The 13,356-nt window shown below is 72.4% G+C and carries 16 protein-coding genes; 4 read left to right on the top strand and 12 right to left on the bottom strand.

The genetic code is table 11. The features are described 5' to 3' along the window. Positions 1 to 2: 2 nt before the first annotated feature. The 3 genes from mtlA to ABD331_RS34935 all read right to left on the bottom strand — a co-directional run bounded on the left by mtlA (position 3) and on the right by ABD331_RS34935 (position 3,020). Positions 3 to 1,097, bottom strand: coding sequence for a mannitol-specific PTS transporter subunit IIC (mtlA, locus tag ABD331_RS34945; protein ID WP_344484459.1), 1,095 nt, complete (start codon positions 1,095 to 1,097; stop codon positions 3 to 5). A 205-nt stretch (positions 1,098 to 1,302) separates the two neighbouring features. Then, positions 1,303 to 2,262, bottom strand: coding sequence for a 1-phosphofructokinase (gene pfkB / locus ABD331_RS34940; protein ID WP_344484456.1), 960 nt, complete (start codon positions 2,260 to 2,262; stop codon positions 1,303 to 1,305). Then, positions 2,259 to 3,020 carry a DeoR/GlpR family DNA-binding transcription regulator gene (locus tag ABD331_RS34935; protein ID WP_344484453.1) on the bottom strand — a complete coding sequence of 254 codons (762 nt, stop codon included), beginning with the start codon at positions 3,018 to 3,020 and terminating at the stop codon, positions 2,259 to 2,261. The genes pfkB and ABD331_RS34935 overlap by 4 nt, the downstream gene beginning before the upstream one ends. A 111-nt stretch (positions 3,021 to 3,131) precedes the next feature. Between ABD331_RS34935 and ABD331_RS34930 the strand changes: the two genes are divergently transcribed. Then, on the top strand, positions 3,132 to 4,139 hold the full coding sequence (locus tag ABD331_RS34930; protein WP_344484450.1) for a D-alanyl-D-alanine carboxypeptidase family protein: 1,008 nt from the start codon (positions 3,132 to 3,134) through the stop codon (positions 4,137 to 4,139). A 105-nt stretch (positions 4,140 to 4,244) separates the two neighbouring features. Here ABD331_RS34930 and ABD331_RS34925 read toward each other — a convergent pair whose 3' ends face one another. Both ABD331_RS34925 and ABD331_RS34920 read right to left on the bottom strand, forming a co-directional pair. Next, positions 4,245 to 4,856, bottom strand: coding sequence for a class I SAM-dependent methyltransferase (locus ABD331_RS34925; protein ID WP_344484447.1), 612 nt, complete (start codon positions 4,854 to 4,856; stop codon positions 4,245 to 4,247). A gap of 2 nt (positions 4,857 to 4,858) precedes the next feature. Then, on the bottom strand, positions 4,859 to 5,491 hold the full coding sequence (locus ABD331_RS34920) for a TetR/AcrR family transcriptional regulator (RefSeq protein WP_344484444.1): 633 nt from the start codon (positions 5,489 to 5,491) through the stop codon (positions 4,859 to 4,861). Positions 5,492 to 5,602: 111 nt separating this feature from the next. Here ABD331_RS34920 and ABD331_RS34915 point away from each other — a divergent pair, with 111 nt between their 5' ends. Further along, positions 5,603 to 6,043 carry an iron chaperone gene (locus ABD331_RS34915; protein WP_344484441.1) on the top strand — a complete coding sequence of 147 codons (441 nt, stop codon included), beginning with the start codon at positions 5,603 to 5,605 and terminating at the stop codon, positions 6,041 to 6,043. A 230-nt stretch (positions 6,044 to 6,273) separates the two neighbouring features. Here ABD331_RS34915 and ABD331_RS34910 read toward each other — a convergent pair whose 3' ends face one another. The 5 genes from ABD331_RS34910 to def form a co-directional block, all read right to left on the bottom strand. Further along, positions 6,274 to 6,630 (bottom strand): MmcQ/YjbR family DNA-binding protein, encoded by a 357-nt coding sequence (locus tag ABD331_RS34910; RefSeq protein WP_344484438.1) that lies wholly within the window; start codon positions 6,628 to 6,630, stop codon positions 6,274 to 6,276. Positions 6,631 to 6,655: 25 nt separating this feature from the next. Then, positions 6,656 to 7,072 (bottom strand): CBS domain-containing protein, encoded by a 417-nt coding sequence (locus ABD331_RS34905; protein ID WP_148442510.1) that lies wholly within the window; start codon positions 7,070 to 7,072, stop codon positions 6,656 to 6,658. Between the two features lie 111 nt (positions 7,073 to 7,183). Continuing rightward, complete coding sequence (locus tag ABD331_RS34900) at positions 7,184 to 8,590, bottom strand: pyridoxal phosphate-dependent decarboxylase family protein (protein ID WP_344484434.1); 1,407 nt, start codon at positions 8,588 to 8,590, stop codon at positions 7,184 to 7,186. After that, positions 8,583 to 9,203, bottom strand: a complete 621-nt coding sequence (locus tag ABD331_RS34895) for a helix-turn-helix domain-containing protein (protein ID WP_344484432.1) — start codon at positions 9,201 to 9,203, stop codon at positions 8,583 to 8,585. Before ABD331_RS34895 ends, ABD331_RS34900 begins: the two co-directional genes overlap by 8 nt. Positions 9,204 to 9,243: 40 nt before the next feature. Next, entirely contained in the window at positions 9,244 to 9,780 is a 537-nt protein-coding gene (def, locus tag ABD331_RS34890; RefSeq protein ID WP_344484430.1) for a peptide deformylase, read from the bottom strand. Between the two features lie 137 nt (positions 9,781 to 9,917). On the opposite strand from def, the gene ABD331_RS34885 reads away from it, so the two are divergent. Then, on the top strand, positions 9,918 to 10,724 hold the full coding sequence (locus ABD331_RS34885; protein WP_344484428.1) for a class I SAM-dependent methyltransferase: 807 nt from the start codon (positions 9,918 to 9,920) through the stop codon (positions 10,722 to 10,724). Positions 10,725 to 10,767: 43 nt separating this feature from the next. Here the strand turns inward: ABD331_RS34885 and ABD331_RS34880 are convergent, their stop codons facing one another. After that, positions 10,768 to 11,283 (bottom strand): hypothetical protein, encoded by a 516-nt coding sequence (locus tag ABD331_RS34880; RefSeq protein WP_344484424.1) that lies wholly within the window; start codon positions 11,281 to 11,283, stop codon positions 10,768 to 10,770. Between the two features lie 57 nt (positions 11,284 to 11,340). Further along, on the bottom strand, positions 11,341 to 12,270 hold the full coding sequence (locus ABD331_RS34875; RefSeq protein ID WP_344484421.1) for a hypothetical protein: 930 nt from the start codon (positions 12,268 to 12,270) through the stop codon (positions 11,341 to 11,343). Between the two features lie 133 nt (positions 12,271 to 12,403). Here ABD331_RS34875 and ABD331_RS34870 point away from each other — a divergent pair, with 133 nt between their 5' ends. Beyond that, a complete protein-coding gene (locus ABD331_RS34870; protein WP_344484418.1) occupies positions 12,404 to 13,345 on the top strand; it encodes a GNAT family N-acetyltransferase in 942 nt (313 codons plus the stop codon). The last annotated feature ends 11 nt before the right edge of the window (positions 13,346 to 13,356 follow it).

Genomic DNA, 13,356 nt, shown 5'->3' with positions numbered 1-13,356 from the left:
TCTCAGCTCTCCTTCTGGGTGGTTTCTGCGGCGTCGGCGGGCTCGGCCTTCTCGCCCCTGCCGAACCCGAGCAGGACGGCCGCGACGGCGAACGTCACGCCGGTCGCCACCAGGATCCCGAGGCTGGAGCTGAGCCAGCCGCCCTTCGGGGTGACCGCGAGGTAGGCGAAGATGCTGCCGGGTGACGGCGTGGCGACCAGGCCGGCGCCGGTGACCATGAACGTGAACACCCCGGCCGCGCCGCCCACGATGACGGCGAGGATGAGGCGGGGCTTCATGAGCACGTACGGGAAGTAGATCTCGTGGATGCCGCCGAAGAAGTGGATGATCATCGCGGCGGGGGTGGTCGGCCGCATGGCGCGCGGGCCGAAGAGCAGGAACGCCAGCAGCAGGCCCAGGCCGGGCCCCGGGTTCGACTCCAGCATGAACAGGATCGACTTGCCCGTCTCGGCGGCCTCTGCCACGCCCAGCGGGCTCAGCACGCCGTGGTTGATGGCGTTGTTCAGGAACAGCACCTTGGCCGGCTCGATCAGCACGGAGGAGATCGGCAGCAGGTTGTTGGTGATCAGCCACTCCACCGCGTTGCCTGCGGCGGTGGTGACGGTCTGGACGATCGGGCCGATGCCGTAGAAGCCGACGATGGCCATCGCGCCGCCCACGATGCCGGCGGAGAAGTTGTCCACCAGCATCTCGAAGCCGGCCTTGGTGCGCTCCTCCGTGAACTTGTCCACATATTTCAGGATCAGAGCGGTGAGCGGGCCGATGATCATGGCGCCGAGGAACATCGGCGATTCCGTGCCCACCACGACGCCCATCACCGCGACGGCGCCGACGACCGCACCGCGCTGCCCGTGCACCATCCGGCCGCCGGTGTAGGCGATGAGGACCGGGAGCAGCGTCCCGATGATGGGGCCGACCATCTTCGCGAGGTCCTCGTTGGGCAGCCAGCCCGTCGGGATGAACAGGGCGGTGATCAGGCCCCAGGCGATGAACGCGCCGATGTTCGGCATGATCATGCCGGCCAGGTGGCCGCCGATGCGCTGGATGGTGGCCTTGACTCCGGTCCCGGTGACCGGAGGGGTGTAGGTGTCGGCCATGGACGTGCTCCTTCTGGGGGGTTGAGCAGCCGCTTTCTCTGTCGGGATGCGTGCGCCGGGGCTCTTCAGACGAGGGAGTTCGGGGGCCCTCAGGAGAAGGGGGTTTCGGGTGAAGGGGAGGTCGGAGCTATCAGGCGAAGCGTTGGGGTGTAGGGGAAGGTCGGGGTTCAGGCGAAGGGTCGGAGTTCGGGCGAAGGGTCAGGGTTCAGGCGAATGGGGAGGTCGAGAGCGGGCGTTGGGGGTCGGGCGGGCCGATGGTGACGGCGCCGTGGTCGATGTCGGCGGGGCCCGGCATGCGGCTGCCGGGCAGTCGGACGGCGGCGGCGCCCCAGGCCAGCGCCTGTTCCAGCGCCTCGGGCCCGGAGCCTCCAGCGGCGAGGAAACCGGCCAGCATGGCGTCGCCCGCGCCGACGGAGCTGCGCGGCTCGGTGACGGCGGCCTCGCCGTACCAGCTGCCGCGCTCCTCGACGAGCACCGCGCCGTCGGCGCCCAGGCTGGCCAGCACGGTACGCGCGCCGGCCGCCCGCAGCTTGCCCGCCGCCTCGGCCACGTCGCCCAGGCTGCGGATCGGCATGCCGGTGGCCGCCGACAGCTCCTCCAGGTTCGGCTTGACCAGGGCGGGCGCGGCGCCGAGCGCGCAGGACAGCGCGGGCCCGCTGGTGTCGACGGCCATGTGGATGCCGGCGCCGGCGAACCTGCGGCACAGCCGGGCGTACACGTCGGCGGGCACCTCGGGCGGCAGGCTCCCCGAGGCCACCACCCAGTCGGCCCCCTGAACGCCCGCGTGGGCGGCGGCCAGCACGGCGTCGGCGATCGTGTCCAACTCGTCGGGAGACAGTGCGGTGCCCGGCTCGTTGATCTTGGTGACGGTGCCGTCGGGCTCGGCGAGCGTGACGTTCGACCGAGTCGGGCCCGTCACCGGGACGGTCACCATGTCGAGCCCCTCGGCGGCCAGCAGGCGGACGAGCTGCCTGCCCTCGTCCCCGCCGTACGGGATCACCGCCCTGCTCGCCACGTCGTTGGCCAGCAGGGCGCGCGAGACGTTCACCCCCTTGCCGCCGGGGTCGAGGTGGGCGGCGGCGGCGCGGATGACCGCGCCGCGGTCGAGCGAGGCGATCTCGATGGTGCGGTCGAGGCTGGGGTTGAGGGTCAGGGTGAGGATCACGCCCTGATCACCTCCGGACCGGCCGCCGCCAGGTCGGCGGCCAGCGTCATGTCGAGGCCGGTGTCGGTGATCACCACGTCGATCTCGCTCAGCTCCGCGAACGTGGACAGGTACGTGTTGCCGAACTTCGTGTGGTCGGCCAGCAGCACGCTGCGCTGCGCGGCCTTGACCATGGCCCGCTTGATCGCCGCCTCCGCCGGGTCGGGCGTGGTCAGGCCGCGGGTCGGCGAGCAGCCGTTGGTGGCCATGAACGCCACGTCCACGTTGAGGTAGGCCAGCGGGCGCAGCGCCCAGTCGTCCACCGTGGCGAGCGTCTTGCCGCGGACCCGGCCGCCCAGCATGATCACGTGCAGGTTGGCGCGGGCGGCCAGCACGGTGGCCAGCGGCGGGGAGTTGACCACCACGGTCAGCTCCCGGTCGGCGGGCAGCACCTGCACCAGGCGGCCCGTCGTGGTGCCCGCGTCGATGATCACGGACCCGTCCTCGGGCAGCTCGGCCAGCGCCGCCTTGGCGATGCGCTCCTTCTCAGCCGTCATGACCTCGTCGCGGGTGGCCAGCGCGGGCTCGAACCCCAGCCGCTCCACGGGGATCGCGCCCCCGTGCACGCGGCGCAGCACGCCCGCCCGCTCCAGCGACGTCAGGTCGCGGCGGATCGTCTCTGTGGTCACGTCGAGCTCGGCGGCCAGCGTCACCACGTCGACGCGGCCCGCTGCCCGCGCTCTCCGCAGGATCTCCTGCTGCCGCTCCTCGGCGTACATGATGTTGATTCACCGCCGTTTCGGGTTGGTTTCTTCTGTGTTTATACCCGCTTTCGTTGGTCGGTCAAGAGTGGGTTGGCGAAATCTGGTAGTTATAGGCGGGTGCGAATCTTGCCCACGGCCGCAACCCCGTTCGTCGCAGCTCCGCTCGTCGCGGTCCCTCTCGTCGCCGCCCCGCTCGCGAGCCCAGCCCACGCCACGCTCGCGAGTCCCGCCCACGCCGCACTCGCGAGTCCCGTTCGCGCAGCCGGGGCGGTCCAGCCGCCCCGCGTCCCGGCCGGGACGACCGCGGCCTGGGTGGTCTTCGACCGGCAGGCCGGCAAGATCGTCGCCACGCGGAACGCGCACCGGAAGTACCGCTCGGCCTCCGTCGTCAAGATCCTCATCGCGATCGACTACCTGGAGCGGCGCAAGAGCGTGCCCGCCGCCGACGCCAGGCTGCTGAAGATCATGCTGCGCTCCAGCGACGACGACGCCGCCTCCACCCTGTGGGACCGGCTGGGCAAGGGGCAGATCATCGTCAGGCAGGCACGCAGGCTCGGGCTGTCCGACACCGCGCCGCCGCCCGCGTCCAAGCCCGGGTTCTGGGGGTACACGTCGCTGAGCGCGTACGACATCGTGCGCACCTACCGCTACCTGCTCGACAGGGCCGAGCCCCGCGTCAGGGACACCATCCTCGGGCACCTGCGGCAGTCCACGCCGTGCGGCACCGACGGCTTCGACCAGACCTTCGGCATCCCCGACGGGGTGCCGCGGCCGTGGGCGGTCAAGCAGGGCTGGTCGGGCTTCGGCACCACGCCCCCGGTCCGATGCAACGCGCGCGCCGCCCAGACCGCCTCATCCTCCGTTTCGCCGCCCGCCGCCACGGCGGCGCCCGCTGTGTACACCACGGACGCCAGGGCCGTCGGGGCGCCCATCTCGTGGATCTCGCAGCGGGCCACCGGCTCGGGCGTGCCCGACTACGGCCGGCCGGTGCTGCACACGACCGGACTGGCGGGCAAGGGCGACCGGTTCGTCATGGCCGTGCTGACGGCGCACCCGGCGGGCGGCACGTGGAGCTCCTCGGTCAAGCGCACCACCGCGATCGCCCGCGACCTCTACCGCTACGTCACCCGCTGACCGACCACGCGCGGAGGCGTCACCCGCTGACCGGCCGCGCGCCGAGGCCGTCGGCGGACGAAACGTGAACACCCACCGCTCGGGCTCCAGCGCCATCGGCGGAGGTCAGCGAATGAACGTGAACATCCGCCGGTCAGGCTCCAGCGCCACCGGCGGACCGGCGTACCGGTGCACCCCGACCCCGTACTTGGTGCCCTCGCCCTCGACCGCCACCCGCTCGAACCCGCAGCCCTCGAACCACCCGCAGATCGCCGGCACCAGGTCGGGCTCGTGCCGCCCCCTGGTCCAGATCACCATCGCGCCGGGCGCGCAGAGCTGCGGCAGGGTGGCGACCGTGCGGCGGATGTCGTCGTCGGTGATGTTCCCGAACACCCCGCACACCAGCACCAGGTCCGCAGGCACGGCGCCCGCGTAGGCTCCCGTCACCGCCGCGTCCCCGCACACCACCTCGGCCCCTTCGGGCGCGGCGCTCCTGGCGACGGCGGCGTTCCGCTCGTCCAGCTCCACGAGCCGCGCCCGCACCTGGCCGCGCCGGGGATGCCCGGCCAGCACCGGCAGCAGGTCGCGGCCCTGCCCCGCGCACAGGCTGACCACCTGTGACGCGCCCTCGTCGAGCGCCGTCCCGACCCACCTGCGCACGTGGTCGAGGCGGTCTTTCAGGGACGAGCCCGGCTCGTCGTAGGCGTCATGCCAGCGCACCCAGTCCTGCTGCGTCATGATCAGTGATCCTGGTCGAGGGCGGGGGAGCGGGCAAGCGCTTTTCCCTCCGGCGCGAGGGCGCTCAGGACGTGGTCGATGAGTTTCCCCAGCTCCGCGCGGGTGTGCAGGTCGCCCTGGTGGAGCAGCAGGCGGTAGTAGACGGGGCCGTAGAGAAGCTCCAGGGCCAGGTCGAGGTCGGCATCGGGGTCGATCTGACCGTCGGTCTTCGCCTTGGTGAGGCGGGCTCGGGCCTCGTCGGCGCGCGGCCGGATCAGGTCGTCGTTCAGGCTGCGGGCCAGGTCGGGATCGTGCTGGGTGTCGGCGATCAGGCCGGTCAGCGCGCGCCCGGTGCGTGGCTCGGTCATGACGCCGTGCAGGAGCCCCCACATCTGGGCCTCCAGGTCGGCGCGGAGGTCGCCGGTGTCGGGGAACGCGATGGCGGGGTTGACGGTCTCGTCCAGCGCGTCCAGGACCACCGCGCCCTTGGACGGCCACCAGCGGTAGATCGTCTTCTTGCTCACCTTGGCGCGGGCGGCGATCGCCTCGACCGTGACGTGCCCGTACCCGTGCTCGGCGCACAGCTCCAGGGCGGCCTCGATGATCGCGGTCCGGCTCTTCTCGCTGCGTCGCTGCGGGTTGGGCTCCTGGGGCATGCGGCCCACCCTACAGGAAACGACACGGCGCGTGTTGACACACTCGGGGAGTGGATGGCAAGGTCTGCTGCGAGGAAACGACACGTGTCGTGTGTAGCGAAGGAGTATGTGATGACCAGCACGTATGAAGGGTTCACGGCCGAGGAGCGGGCCGCGATGCGGGACCACGCCAAGGAGCTGAAGACGGCCACGCGCCGCGGCTCGAAGGCGGACAAGGCGGAGGAGGCCAGGCGGGACGTCCTCGCGAAGATCGCCGAGATGCAGGAGCCGGACCGGACCCTGGCCGAGCGCGTCCACGCCGTCATCACCGCCAGCGCGCCGGAGCTCGCGCCCAAGCTCTGGTACGGCATGCCCGCCTACGCGCGGGACGGCAAGCTCGTCTGCCACTTCCAGCCCGCGGCCAAGTTCAAGACGCGGTACGCGACGCTCGGGTTCAGCGACCAGGCGCGGCTGGACGAAGGGGCGATGTGGCCGGCCGCCTTCGCGCTGACCGAGATGACGGCCGAGGTGGAGGCGCGGATCGGCGCGCTGGTGAAGCAGGCGGTGAGCTGAGCAGGGCGCCTGCCACCGGCGCACGCTGAACGGAGGGCCCGCCGTCTCCACGCACGGGCCGGGGCCCGCCGTCAGCACGCACGGGCCAGGGCCTGCCGTCGGCCCGCGCAGAGCTGGGGGTTGTCGTCGGCTGGCGCTGGGTCAGGCGCTCGAAGCAAGCGCGCGAGAGGCCGGGCGCGCGCGGAGGCGGACGCTCGCTGGCATGCGCGGGCCGGGGCGGGTGCTCGCCGCTAGAGCGTGCGTCCGGCGGCGAGCTCCTGCTCCAGCCGCACCTTCTTGGGTACGCACATCCGCCACGCCTCCAGCACCAGCTCCCGCATCTCCGCCACGTCGATGGCGGCGGTGCGCACCTCGACCCAGTGAAAACGCATGTCGGACTCCCGCGGAAGCAGGAACTTCTCAGGCTCGGCAGCCACCAGGGCGGCGCGTTCCTCCTTGGGAAACCCGAACCCCATCAGGCTCTCGTCACGCGAGAACGCCACGTAGACGATCTTGCCTACGCGGAACTTCACGCGGTCCCTGATGAGGTGCTCCGAGGAACGCGGGAGCGTGCGCGCGAACTGCCGTACGTCATCGACCGTCACCACACGGCCGACGCTACTACCTGATTACCTACCGGTTGCCCGCCGCGGCCGAGATGTCGGCGAGGGCGGAGTTCGGGTCGCGCTCCATGGCCAGGTCGCCCAGGCTGACGACGCCGACCGCGCGGCCGTCCTCGACCACAGGCAGGCGGCGCACGGCGTGCGTGCGCATGAGCTGGACGGCCTGGTCGATGCTGGTGTCGGGGCCGACGGCCTCGACGGACGGGCTGCACGCCTCGCGCACCGGGGTGTCGGGGCCGCGCTCGTCGGCGACGACGCGGACGGTGATGTCGCGGTCGGTGACGATGCCCTTGATGCGGCCGTTGTCGTTGACGATGACCGCGCCGGTGTCGTTGTCGCGCATGAGCGACGCCGCGACGGACACCGGCTGGTCGGCCTCAACCGTCGCCGGGTGAGAGGTCATCACATCTGCCACGGTCTTCGCCATGGGATCCTCCTGTAGGTCGGGTCAGCCGACCCCCTACCCGGGCGGATGTGCCTCTCACCGCCCCGCGCCGCTTCGCCGGGAGGGCGGGGCGTGCCGATCTCCCGCTAGACGCTAGAGCAGCGCCTTGGCCGCCAGGCGGATCTCGTCCAGGAGCACCACCAGGTCCTGCTCGGTGGTGTCCGGGTGCAGGATGCAGGTGCGCAGCGCGTCCCGCCCGCCGAGCCGGGTGCCGGTGAGGAACGCGTTGCCGCGCGCCTGCACCGCGACCGGGATGGCCCGGTTCAGCTCGTCCAGCCCGTCGGCCCGCGGGGTGTGCCGGAAGGCGGTGATGGAGGTGGTGACCGGGGCGAGCAGCTCGAAGTCGGGAGCCGCCTCGACCATCGCGCCGAGCGTGCGCGCCATCCCCGTCGTGTGGTCGACCAGGCGCTTGACGCCCGACCGGCCCAGGTGCGACAGCGTCGCCCAGGTCTTCAGCGCGCGGAACGGCCGGGTCTGCTCGGGCCCGTACTCGGCGAACCAGCCCAGGTCGCCCCCGTTCTCGTCCACCAGGTACGACGGCACCAGGCTGAACGCGGCCCGCGCGGCGGACGGGTCGCGCAGCAGCGCGCAGCCGCAGCCCACCGGCACGCCCAGCCACTTGTGCGGGTCGAGGGCCAGCGAGTCGGCCCGCTCCAGCCCCGCGTAGTGCGGCGCCGCCCCGTCGGCCAGCACGCCGAGCGCGCCGTAGGCCCCGTCCACGTGGAACCACAGCCCGTACGCCGCCGCCACGTCGGCGATCTCGTCGAGCGGGTCGACCGCGCCGGAGTTCACGGTGCCCGCGCTGCCCGCCACGCAGAACGGCCGCAGCCCCGCGTCCAGGTCCTCGGCGATCATCGCGCGCAGCGCCCGCACGTCCATCCGGTACGCCGCGTCCACCGGCACGGTCCGGACGTTCCGCGCGCCGAGGCCGAGGAGCTGGGCCGCCTTGTGCAGGCAGCTGTGCCCCTCCTCGGTGACGTACATGACCATGGGCGGACGCCCGGACAGGCCCTCCTCGCGGGCGTCCCAGCCGGCCGCGAGGGCCGCCTGCTGCCGGGCGGTGGCCAGGCAGATCACGGTCGCCATGGACGCGCCGCTGGTCAGCAGCCCGCCGCCGGGCGGGTGCGGGAAGCCGACGAGCCCGGCCAGCCAGCGCACCACCGCCCGCTCCAGGTGCGGGCCCGCGTGGTCGCCGCCCGCGCAGCTCGGGTTGAGCGCCGCGGCCAGCGGCTCGACCAGCACGCCCGCCGGGTTGGGCGGCGAGTTCACCCAGCCGAAGAAGCGCGGGTGGCCGTTGCCCATCGGGTACGGCAGCACGTGCTCGCGCGCGTCCTCCAGCAGCTCGTCGAGCGCGCGGCCGGTCTCGGGCAGCTCCTGGCCGGTGAGCCAGGCCAGCTCGCCGCCGGGCACCGGCTGCCACACCGGCCGCTCCGCGACGCCTTCGAGATGGTCGGCCATGATCTGGGCGGCCTTGAGGCCGGCGCGGCGAAGCTCATGCATCGGGGGAGTCCCTCCGTCGTTCGTGGTGCCCGGCTCCGCCCACCTCCATGGCGAGGTAGAAGACGCAGTCGGTGGTGCCGTGGTTGGCGTAGGCGTGGCGGCAGTCGCCCGGGTAGTAGACCGAGTCGCCGGCGGTCAGCTCGTACGGCCTGCCGTTGATCGTCAGCCGTAGGCCGCCGTGCTCGACGGCGAGGTACTCGCGGGAGCCGGGCGCGTGCGGCATGAACTCGCCCGCGTCCACGCCGGGGCCGATGGTCGTGCGCATGAACTCGAACTCCACCTCGCCGAGTACCGGCGACAGCACCCGCCGCTCCCAGCCGGACGGGTCGCGCAGGACCCGCTGCTCGGCGTGCCGCAGCACCCGCATCGCGCCGTGCGCGGGCTCGTCGAGCAGCCGCGAGATGGACGTGCCCAGCGCCGTGGCCAGCCGGTCGAGCACCAGCACGGTCGGCGTCTTCGTGCCCCGCTCGACCTCGGAGACCATGCTCCTGCTGATGCCGCTCAGCTCGGCCAGCCGCTCGATGGACAGCCCGCGCGCCTGCCGCTCACCGCGGATGCGCTGCCCCAGCTCGGCCATGGACAGGCCGCTGGACAGGACCCCTTCGCCTTCCATTCCTCCACTATAGCGGTGATTTATCCGCTTTAGTGGTGGATCAGCCGCCGCTGTCGCGTGCGGCGAGGGAGTCCTGGTACGCCGCCAGCACCTGCTTGCGCCGCTTGACCGGCAGTCGGTCGATGTAGAGGTAGCCGTCGAGATGGTCGGTCTCGTGCTGCAGGCACCGGGCCAGGAACCCGGTGCCCTCGACTGTCACGGGCTCGCCGGTCGTGTCGAAGCCGCGCACGGTGGCGCGGTCGGAGCGGGGGAGCGGCGCGTACTGGCCGGGCACCGACAGGCAGCCCTCGTCGCCGCCGTCGAGGTGCCGCTCGCCGAGCCCGGGCATCTCCAGCACGGGGTTGACCACGACGCCCTTGTGGCGCACGTCCTCGTCGTCCGGGCAGTCGTAGACGAACACGCGCAGCGGCACGCCGATCTGGTTGGCGGCCAGGCCGACGCCCTCGGCCGCGTACATGCTGGCGAACATGTCGTCCACGAGCGCCGCCAGTTCGCCGTCGAACCGGGTGACCGGCTCGCACGGGCGATGCAGCACCGGGTCCCCCACGGTCACGATCGGCCGGACCTCTCCCACCACCAGTGTCCCTTCCTCAAACGATTCCGGCACAAGTGTATGCAGTGCGGGATATGTCTTGAAATATAAGACAGATTCTCTTAAATAATGAGATGGCGTTAGGGTGGCGGCAACGTCGCCGAGAACGAGGGAGTTCACCGATGGACGCCGTCTACACCCATGGCCACCACGAGTCCGTGCTGCGCTCCCACCGCTGGCGCACCGCGGAGAACTCCGCCGCGTACCTGCTGCCGCACCTCAAGCCGCACATGAGGATCCTGGACGTCGGCAGCGGCCCCGGCACGATCACCGCCGACCTGGCGGCGCTCGTCCCCGACGGCCGGGTGACGGCGTCCGAGGTCACCGCGGACGCGCTGGAGCTGGCCAAGGCCGAGGTGGCGGCCAGAGGGCTGACGAACGTGGACTTCGCCGTGGCGGACGTGCACGCGCTGGACCACCCGGACGACACGTTCTGCGTGGTCCACGCCCACCAGGTGCTGCAGCACGTCGGCGACCCGGTGCGGGCGCTGCGGGAGATGCGGCGGGTCACCAAGCCGGGCGGGTTCGTGGCGGTGCGGGACAGCGACTACGCGGCGTTCACCTGGTGGCCGCGGGTGCCGGCGCTGGACGAGTGGATGGCGCTCTACCAGCGGGTCGCGCGCGGCAACGGGGGCGAGCCCGACGCGGGGCGGCGGCTGCTGTCCTGGGCGCGGCAGGCCGGTTTCGCGGACGTCACCGCCACGTCCAGCACCTGGACCTTCGCCAACCCGGAGGACCGGGCCTGGTGGGGCGGGATGTGGGCCGAGCGCGTCGTGAGCTCGGCGATGGCCGGGCAGGCGGTGGCCACCGGCGCCGCCACGGAGGCGGACCTGCGGCGCATGTCGGAGGGGTGGCAGGAGTGGGCGGCGGCCGGCGACGGATGGCTGTCCGTCCTGCACGGCGAGATCCTCTGCCGCGTCACCACCTGACCGCGAGCCGGAGGCCGAGGTGCCTGCCGGAAGCGGAACGCCGTCAAAAGCCCAGGGTGCGCACCCGCTGCCACTGCGGGTCGCGGTAGAGCACCATGTCGGCGCCCACCATCTCATCGGGCGCCGACAACATGGTGATCTCACCCGCCGCCTGCAACTGCAGCAGCAGGTCGCGCACCCGCGGCCCCACCGGCAGCCTGCCCGTGGGCAGCCCGAGCCCGTTGCGCACCGTGTCGGCCACCTCGGACAGCCGGAACGGCCCGTCGAAGGCAGCCACGACCCCGCGCACCACCGTGATCGTGATCAGATGCTCGGCCTCGGCGTGCGCGAGCTGCCAGGTCACCTGCTCCCTGCGCCGCCCGGTGCCCGCGCAGGACTGGCAGGGCCGGCTCAGCTCCGGCGCCACCTCCTCCTCGGCCGTGCCGAGGCAGGCCGAGCACAGGCCGTTCTCGGCGGCGTGCAGCTCGGCGGTCATCCGGCCGCCGAGGATCACGCCGCAGCCGCAGGCGAACGCGTCGCCCAGGATGCCGGACTGGGGGGAGATCGCATGCTCAGTCACCGAGCCGACTCTACCCCCGCCCCTGCCGTCACATGGCCACCATGCGTCACTTCGGCCTCACCCGCGGAGGTCGGCCAGCCCCCGCAACCGCCGCAACGCCTTGCGCGCCGCCGCCACCACCCGCTCGTCCGGATGATGGTCGATGAACACCCGCAGCACCTGCCCCGTCCACGGATGATCCCCGAACGCCAGGATCGCGATCGTGCCCGCCTGCTCCTCGGGCTTCATCCCCATCGCGATCGACTCGATCACCTCGCCCGTCTCCCCGCCGAACTCCAGCAGCGCCGCCGCCATGTCCACCAGCACCCAGGCGATCTCGTCCGGCGTCGGCTGCCGCTCCTCGCGCCCGGTCCTGGCCGCGATCACCGCCCCCAGCTTGGGCTCCTCCAGCAGCCGGGCCAGCGCCCGCCGTCCCTCCTCGCCGAACGCGGTGGACAGCAGCTCCACGCCGACCGCCCTGCTCAGCGGGCTCACGGTGCCCAGCACGGACGCGATCTCGTCCGCCGCCGCCTGCTCGTCGCGGCCCTCCAGCCATCCGGCCAGCTCCTCGCCGCGCTCGCTCTCCGGATACGACCGCAGCCCGTGCAGCAGCGCCGCCGCGTCGGCGCCGGCGAGCGTCCCCATGACGGGGATGTCCTGCCCGGTGGTCTCGGCGATGATCTGCCGCGCCACCCACAGCCCGAGCCAGCTCAACGTGTACGGCTCCGCCTGCCGTACCAGGCCGAGCCCCGTCAGCGTCGGGGACGCCTTGCCCCTGAGCGGCTCCCTCGACAGGAACAGCCGGACCAGCTCCAGCAGCAGCCCCTCGTCCCCGGCCAGCCGCTTGCGGCAGTGATCCGCCCAGAAGGCCAGCACCTCCGTGTCGTCACCCTCCGGCTGCAGCGCTCCGGCCATGGGAGCGGCGCGCACGGCGGACGCGAGCGTGGCCTTGTCGGGCAGCCGGATGGGGGGCTGCAGGGGCAGCGTGTCGTCGTCGTAGGAGCTCACCCGCCCATCCTTTCGCGAGTTATCCGCTAGAGTGGCCCGCCGACGCCGAAAAGTCAGAAGAAAGGAGGCGCACTGAGATGTTCGGCACGTTCCGTGGCGCTCAACGCGCCCGCTTCTGCTTCTCGGAGGATTCATGCGTTTCCGTCCCGCCGTCGAGGACGATCTAGACCGCCTGCTCGGCTGCGTCGTCGACGAGTCCATCAGCTGGTCCCACCCCGACCGGCTGCTGTCGTTCCTGGAGAGCGGCAACTACCGCTACGACCGCGTCTGGCTCGCCGAGGACGAGCCCGGCGGTGAGATCATGGCGCGCGCCGTGTGGTGGGGATTCCCCGGCGACCGGCCGCTCGCGCTCGACTGCCTGTACGTCGCCCCCTCGGCCCCCGACCGCGTCGGCCTGGCCGCCGAGCTGCTGCGCCGGGCCCACGCCGCGTTCGGCGAGTCGCCCGCGTACCACGTGTTCGTCTCCAACGGCTGGCGCGACGACCCGAAGGCCAGTGCGGCCATAGCCTGGCGCTGGGAGGCCGCGGGGCGCGCGGGGCTGACCGACGAGCTGGAACGCCTGCGTTACGAGTGGACGGCGGACGACGCGGGCGTGCCCGAGCCGTCCGGCCGGCTGGAGTTCCGCGCGGAGGACGACGACGAGGCGTTCGTGTCGGCGTTCGTCAGGGTGGCGGCCGGGACGCTCGACCACCACACCCGCCAGGCCCTGGCCACCATGGGCCCGGAGGAGCAGGCGCGCGAGGACCTCCGCGACCTCAGGTCCATGCCGGGCGACCGGGCGTGGTGGCGGCTCGCCCACGACAAGGCGGGCGAGCTGGTGGGGGTCGCGCTGCCGTCGGCGAACAACGCGGGGCCCGTCGTGGGCTACCTCGGGGTGGTGCCGGAGAAGCGCGGCCACGGCTACGTCGACGACCTGCTCGCCGAGATCACCCGCTGTCACGCGGAGCGCGGCGCGCAGCGCGTCGTGGCCGACACGGACGCGGGGAACGTGCCGATGGCCCGCGCGTTCGAACGGGCCGGATACCGGAATTTCTCCGTAAGACTGGTCCTGTCGGCTGATCCCGTGAACACGTGATGCGCGCACCC

This window comes from Nonomuraea monospora, assembly GCF_039531895.1.
Classification (GTDB): domain Bacteria; phylum Actinomycetota; class Actinomycetes; order Streptosporangiales; family Streptosporangiaceae; genus Nonomuraea; species Nonomuraea monospora.
This window is presented reverse-complemented; position numbering and strand designations above follow the sequence as displayed.

Bases quoted from the DNA above. Each gene is read 5' to 3' on its own strand.
- ABD331_RS34885 (WP_344484428.1), top strand. From the start codon at position 9,918: ATGGACGCCGTCTACACCCATGGCCACCACGAGTCCGTGCTGCGCTCC.
- mtlA (WP_344484459.1), bottom strand. From the start codon at position 1,097: ATGGCCGACACCTACACCCCTCCGGTCACCGGGACCGGAGTCAAGGCC.
- ABD331_RS34905 (WP_148442510.1), bottom strand. From the start codon at position 7,072: ATGGCGAAGACCGTGGCAGATGTGATGACCTCTCACCCGGCGACGGTT.
- ABD331_RS34895 (WP_344484432.1), bottom strand. From the start codon at position 9,203: ATGGAAGGCGAAGGGGTCCTGTCCAGCGGCCTGTCCATGGCCGAGCTG.
- ABD331_RS34900 (WP_344484434.1), bottom strand. From the start codon at position 8,590: ATGCATGAGCTTCGCCGCGCCGGCCTCAAGGCCGCCCAGATCATGGCC.
- ABD331_RS34935 (WP_344484453.1), bottom strand. From the start codon at position 3,020: ATGTACGCCGAGGAGCGGCAGCAGGAGATCCTGCGGAGAGCGCGGGCA.
- ABD331_RS34915 (WP_344484441.1), top strand. From the start codon at position 5,603: ATGACCAGCACGTATGAAGGGTTCACGGCCGAGGAGCGGGCCGCGATG.
- ABD331_RS34925 (WP_344484447.1), bottom strand. From the start codon at position 4,856: ATGACGCAGCAGGACTGGGTGCGCTGGCATGACGCCTACGACGAGCCG.
- ABD331_RS34920 (WP_344484444.1), bottom strand. From the start codon at position 5,491: ATGCCCCAGGAGCCCAACCCGCAGCGACGCAGCGAGAAGAGCCGGACC.
- ABD331_RS34870 (WP_344484418.1), top strand. From the start codon at position 12,404: ATGCGTTTCCGTCCCGCCGTCGAGGACGATCTAGACCGCCTGCTCGGC.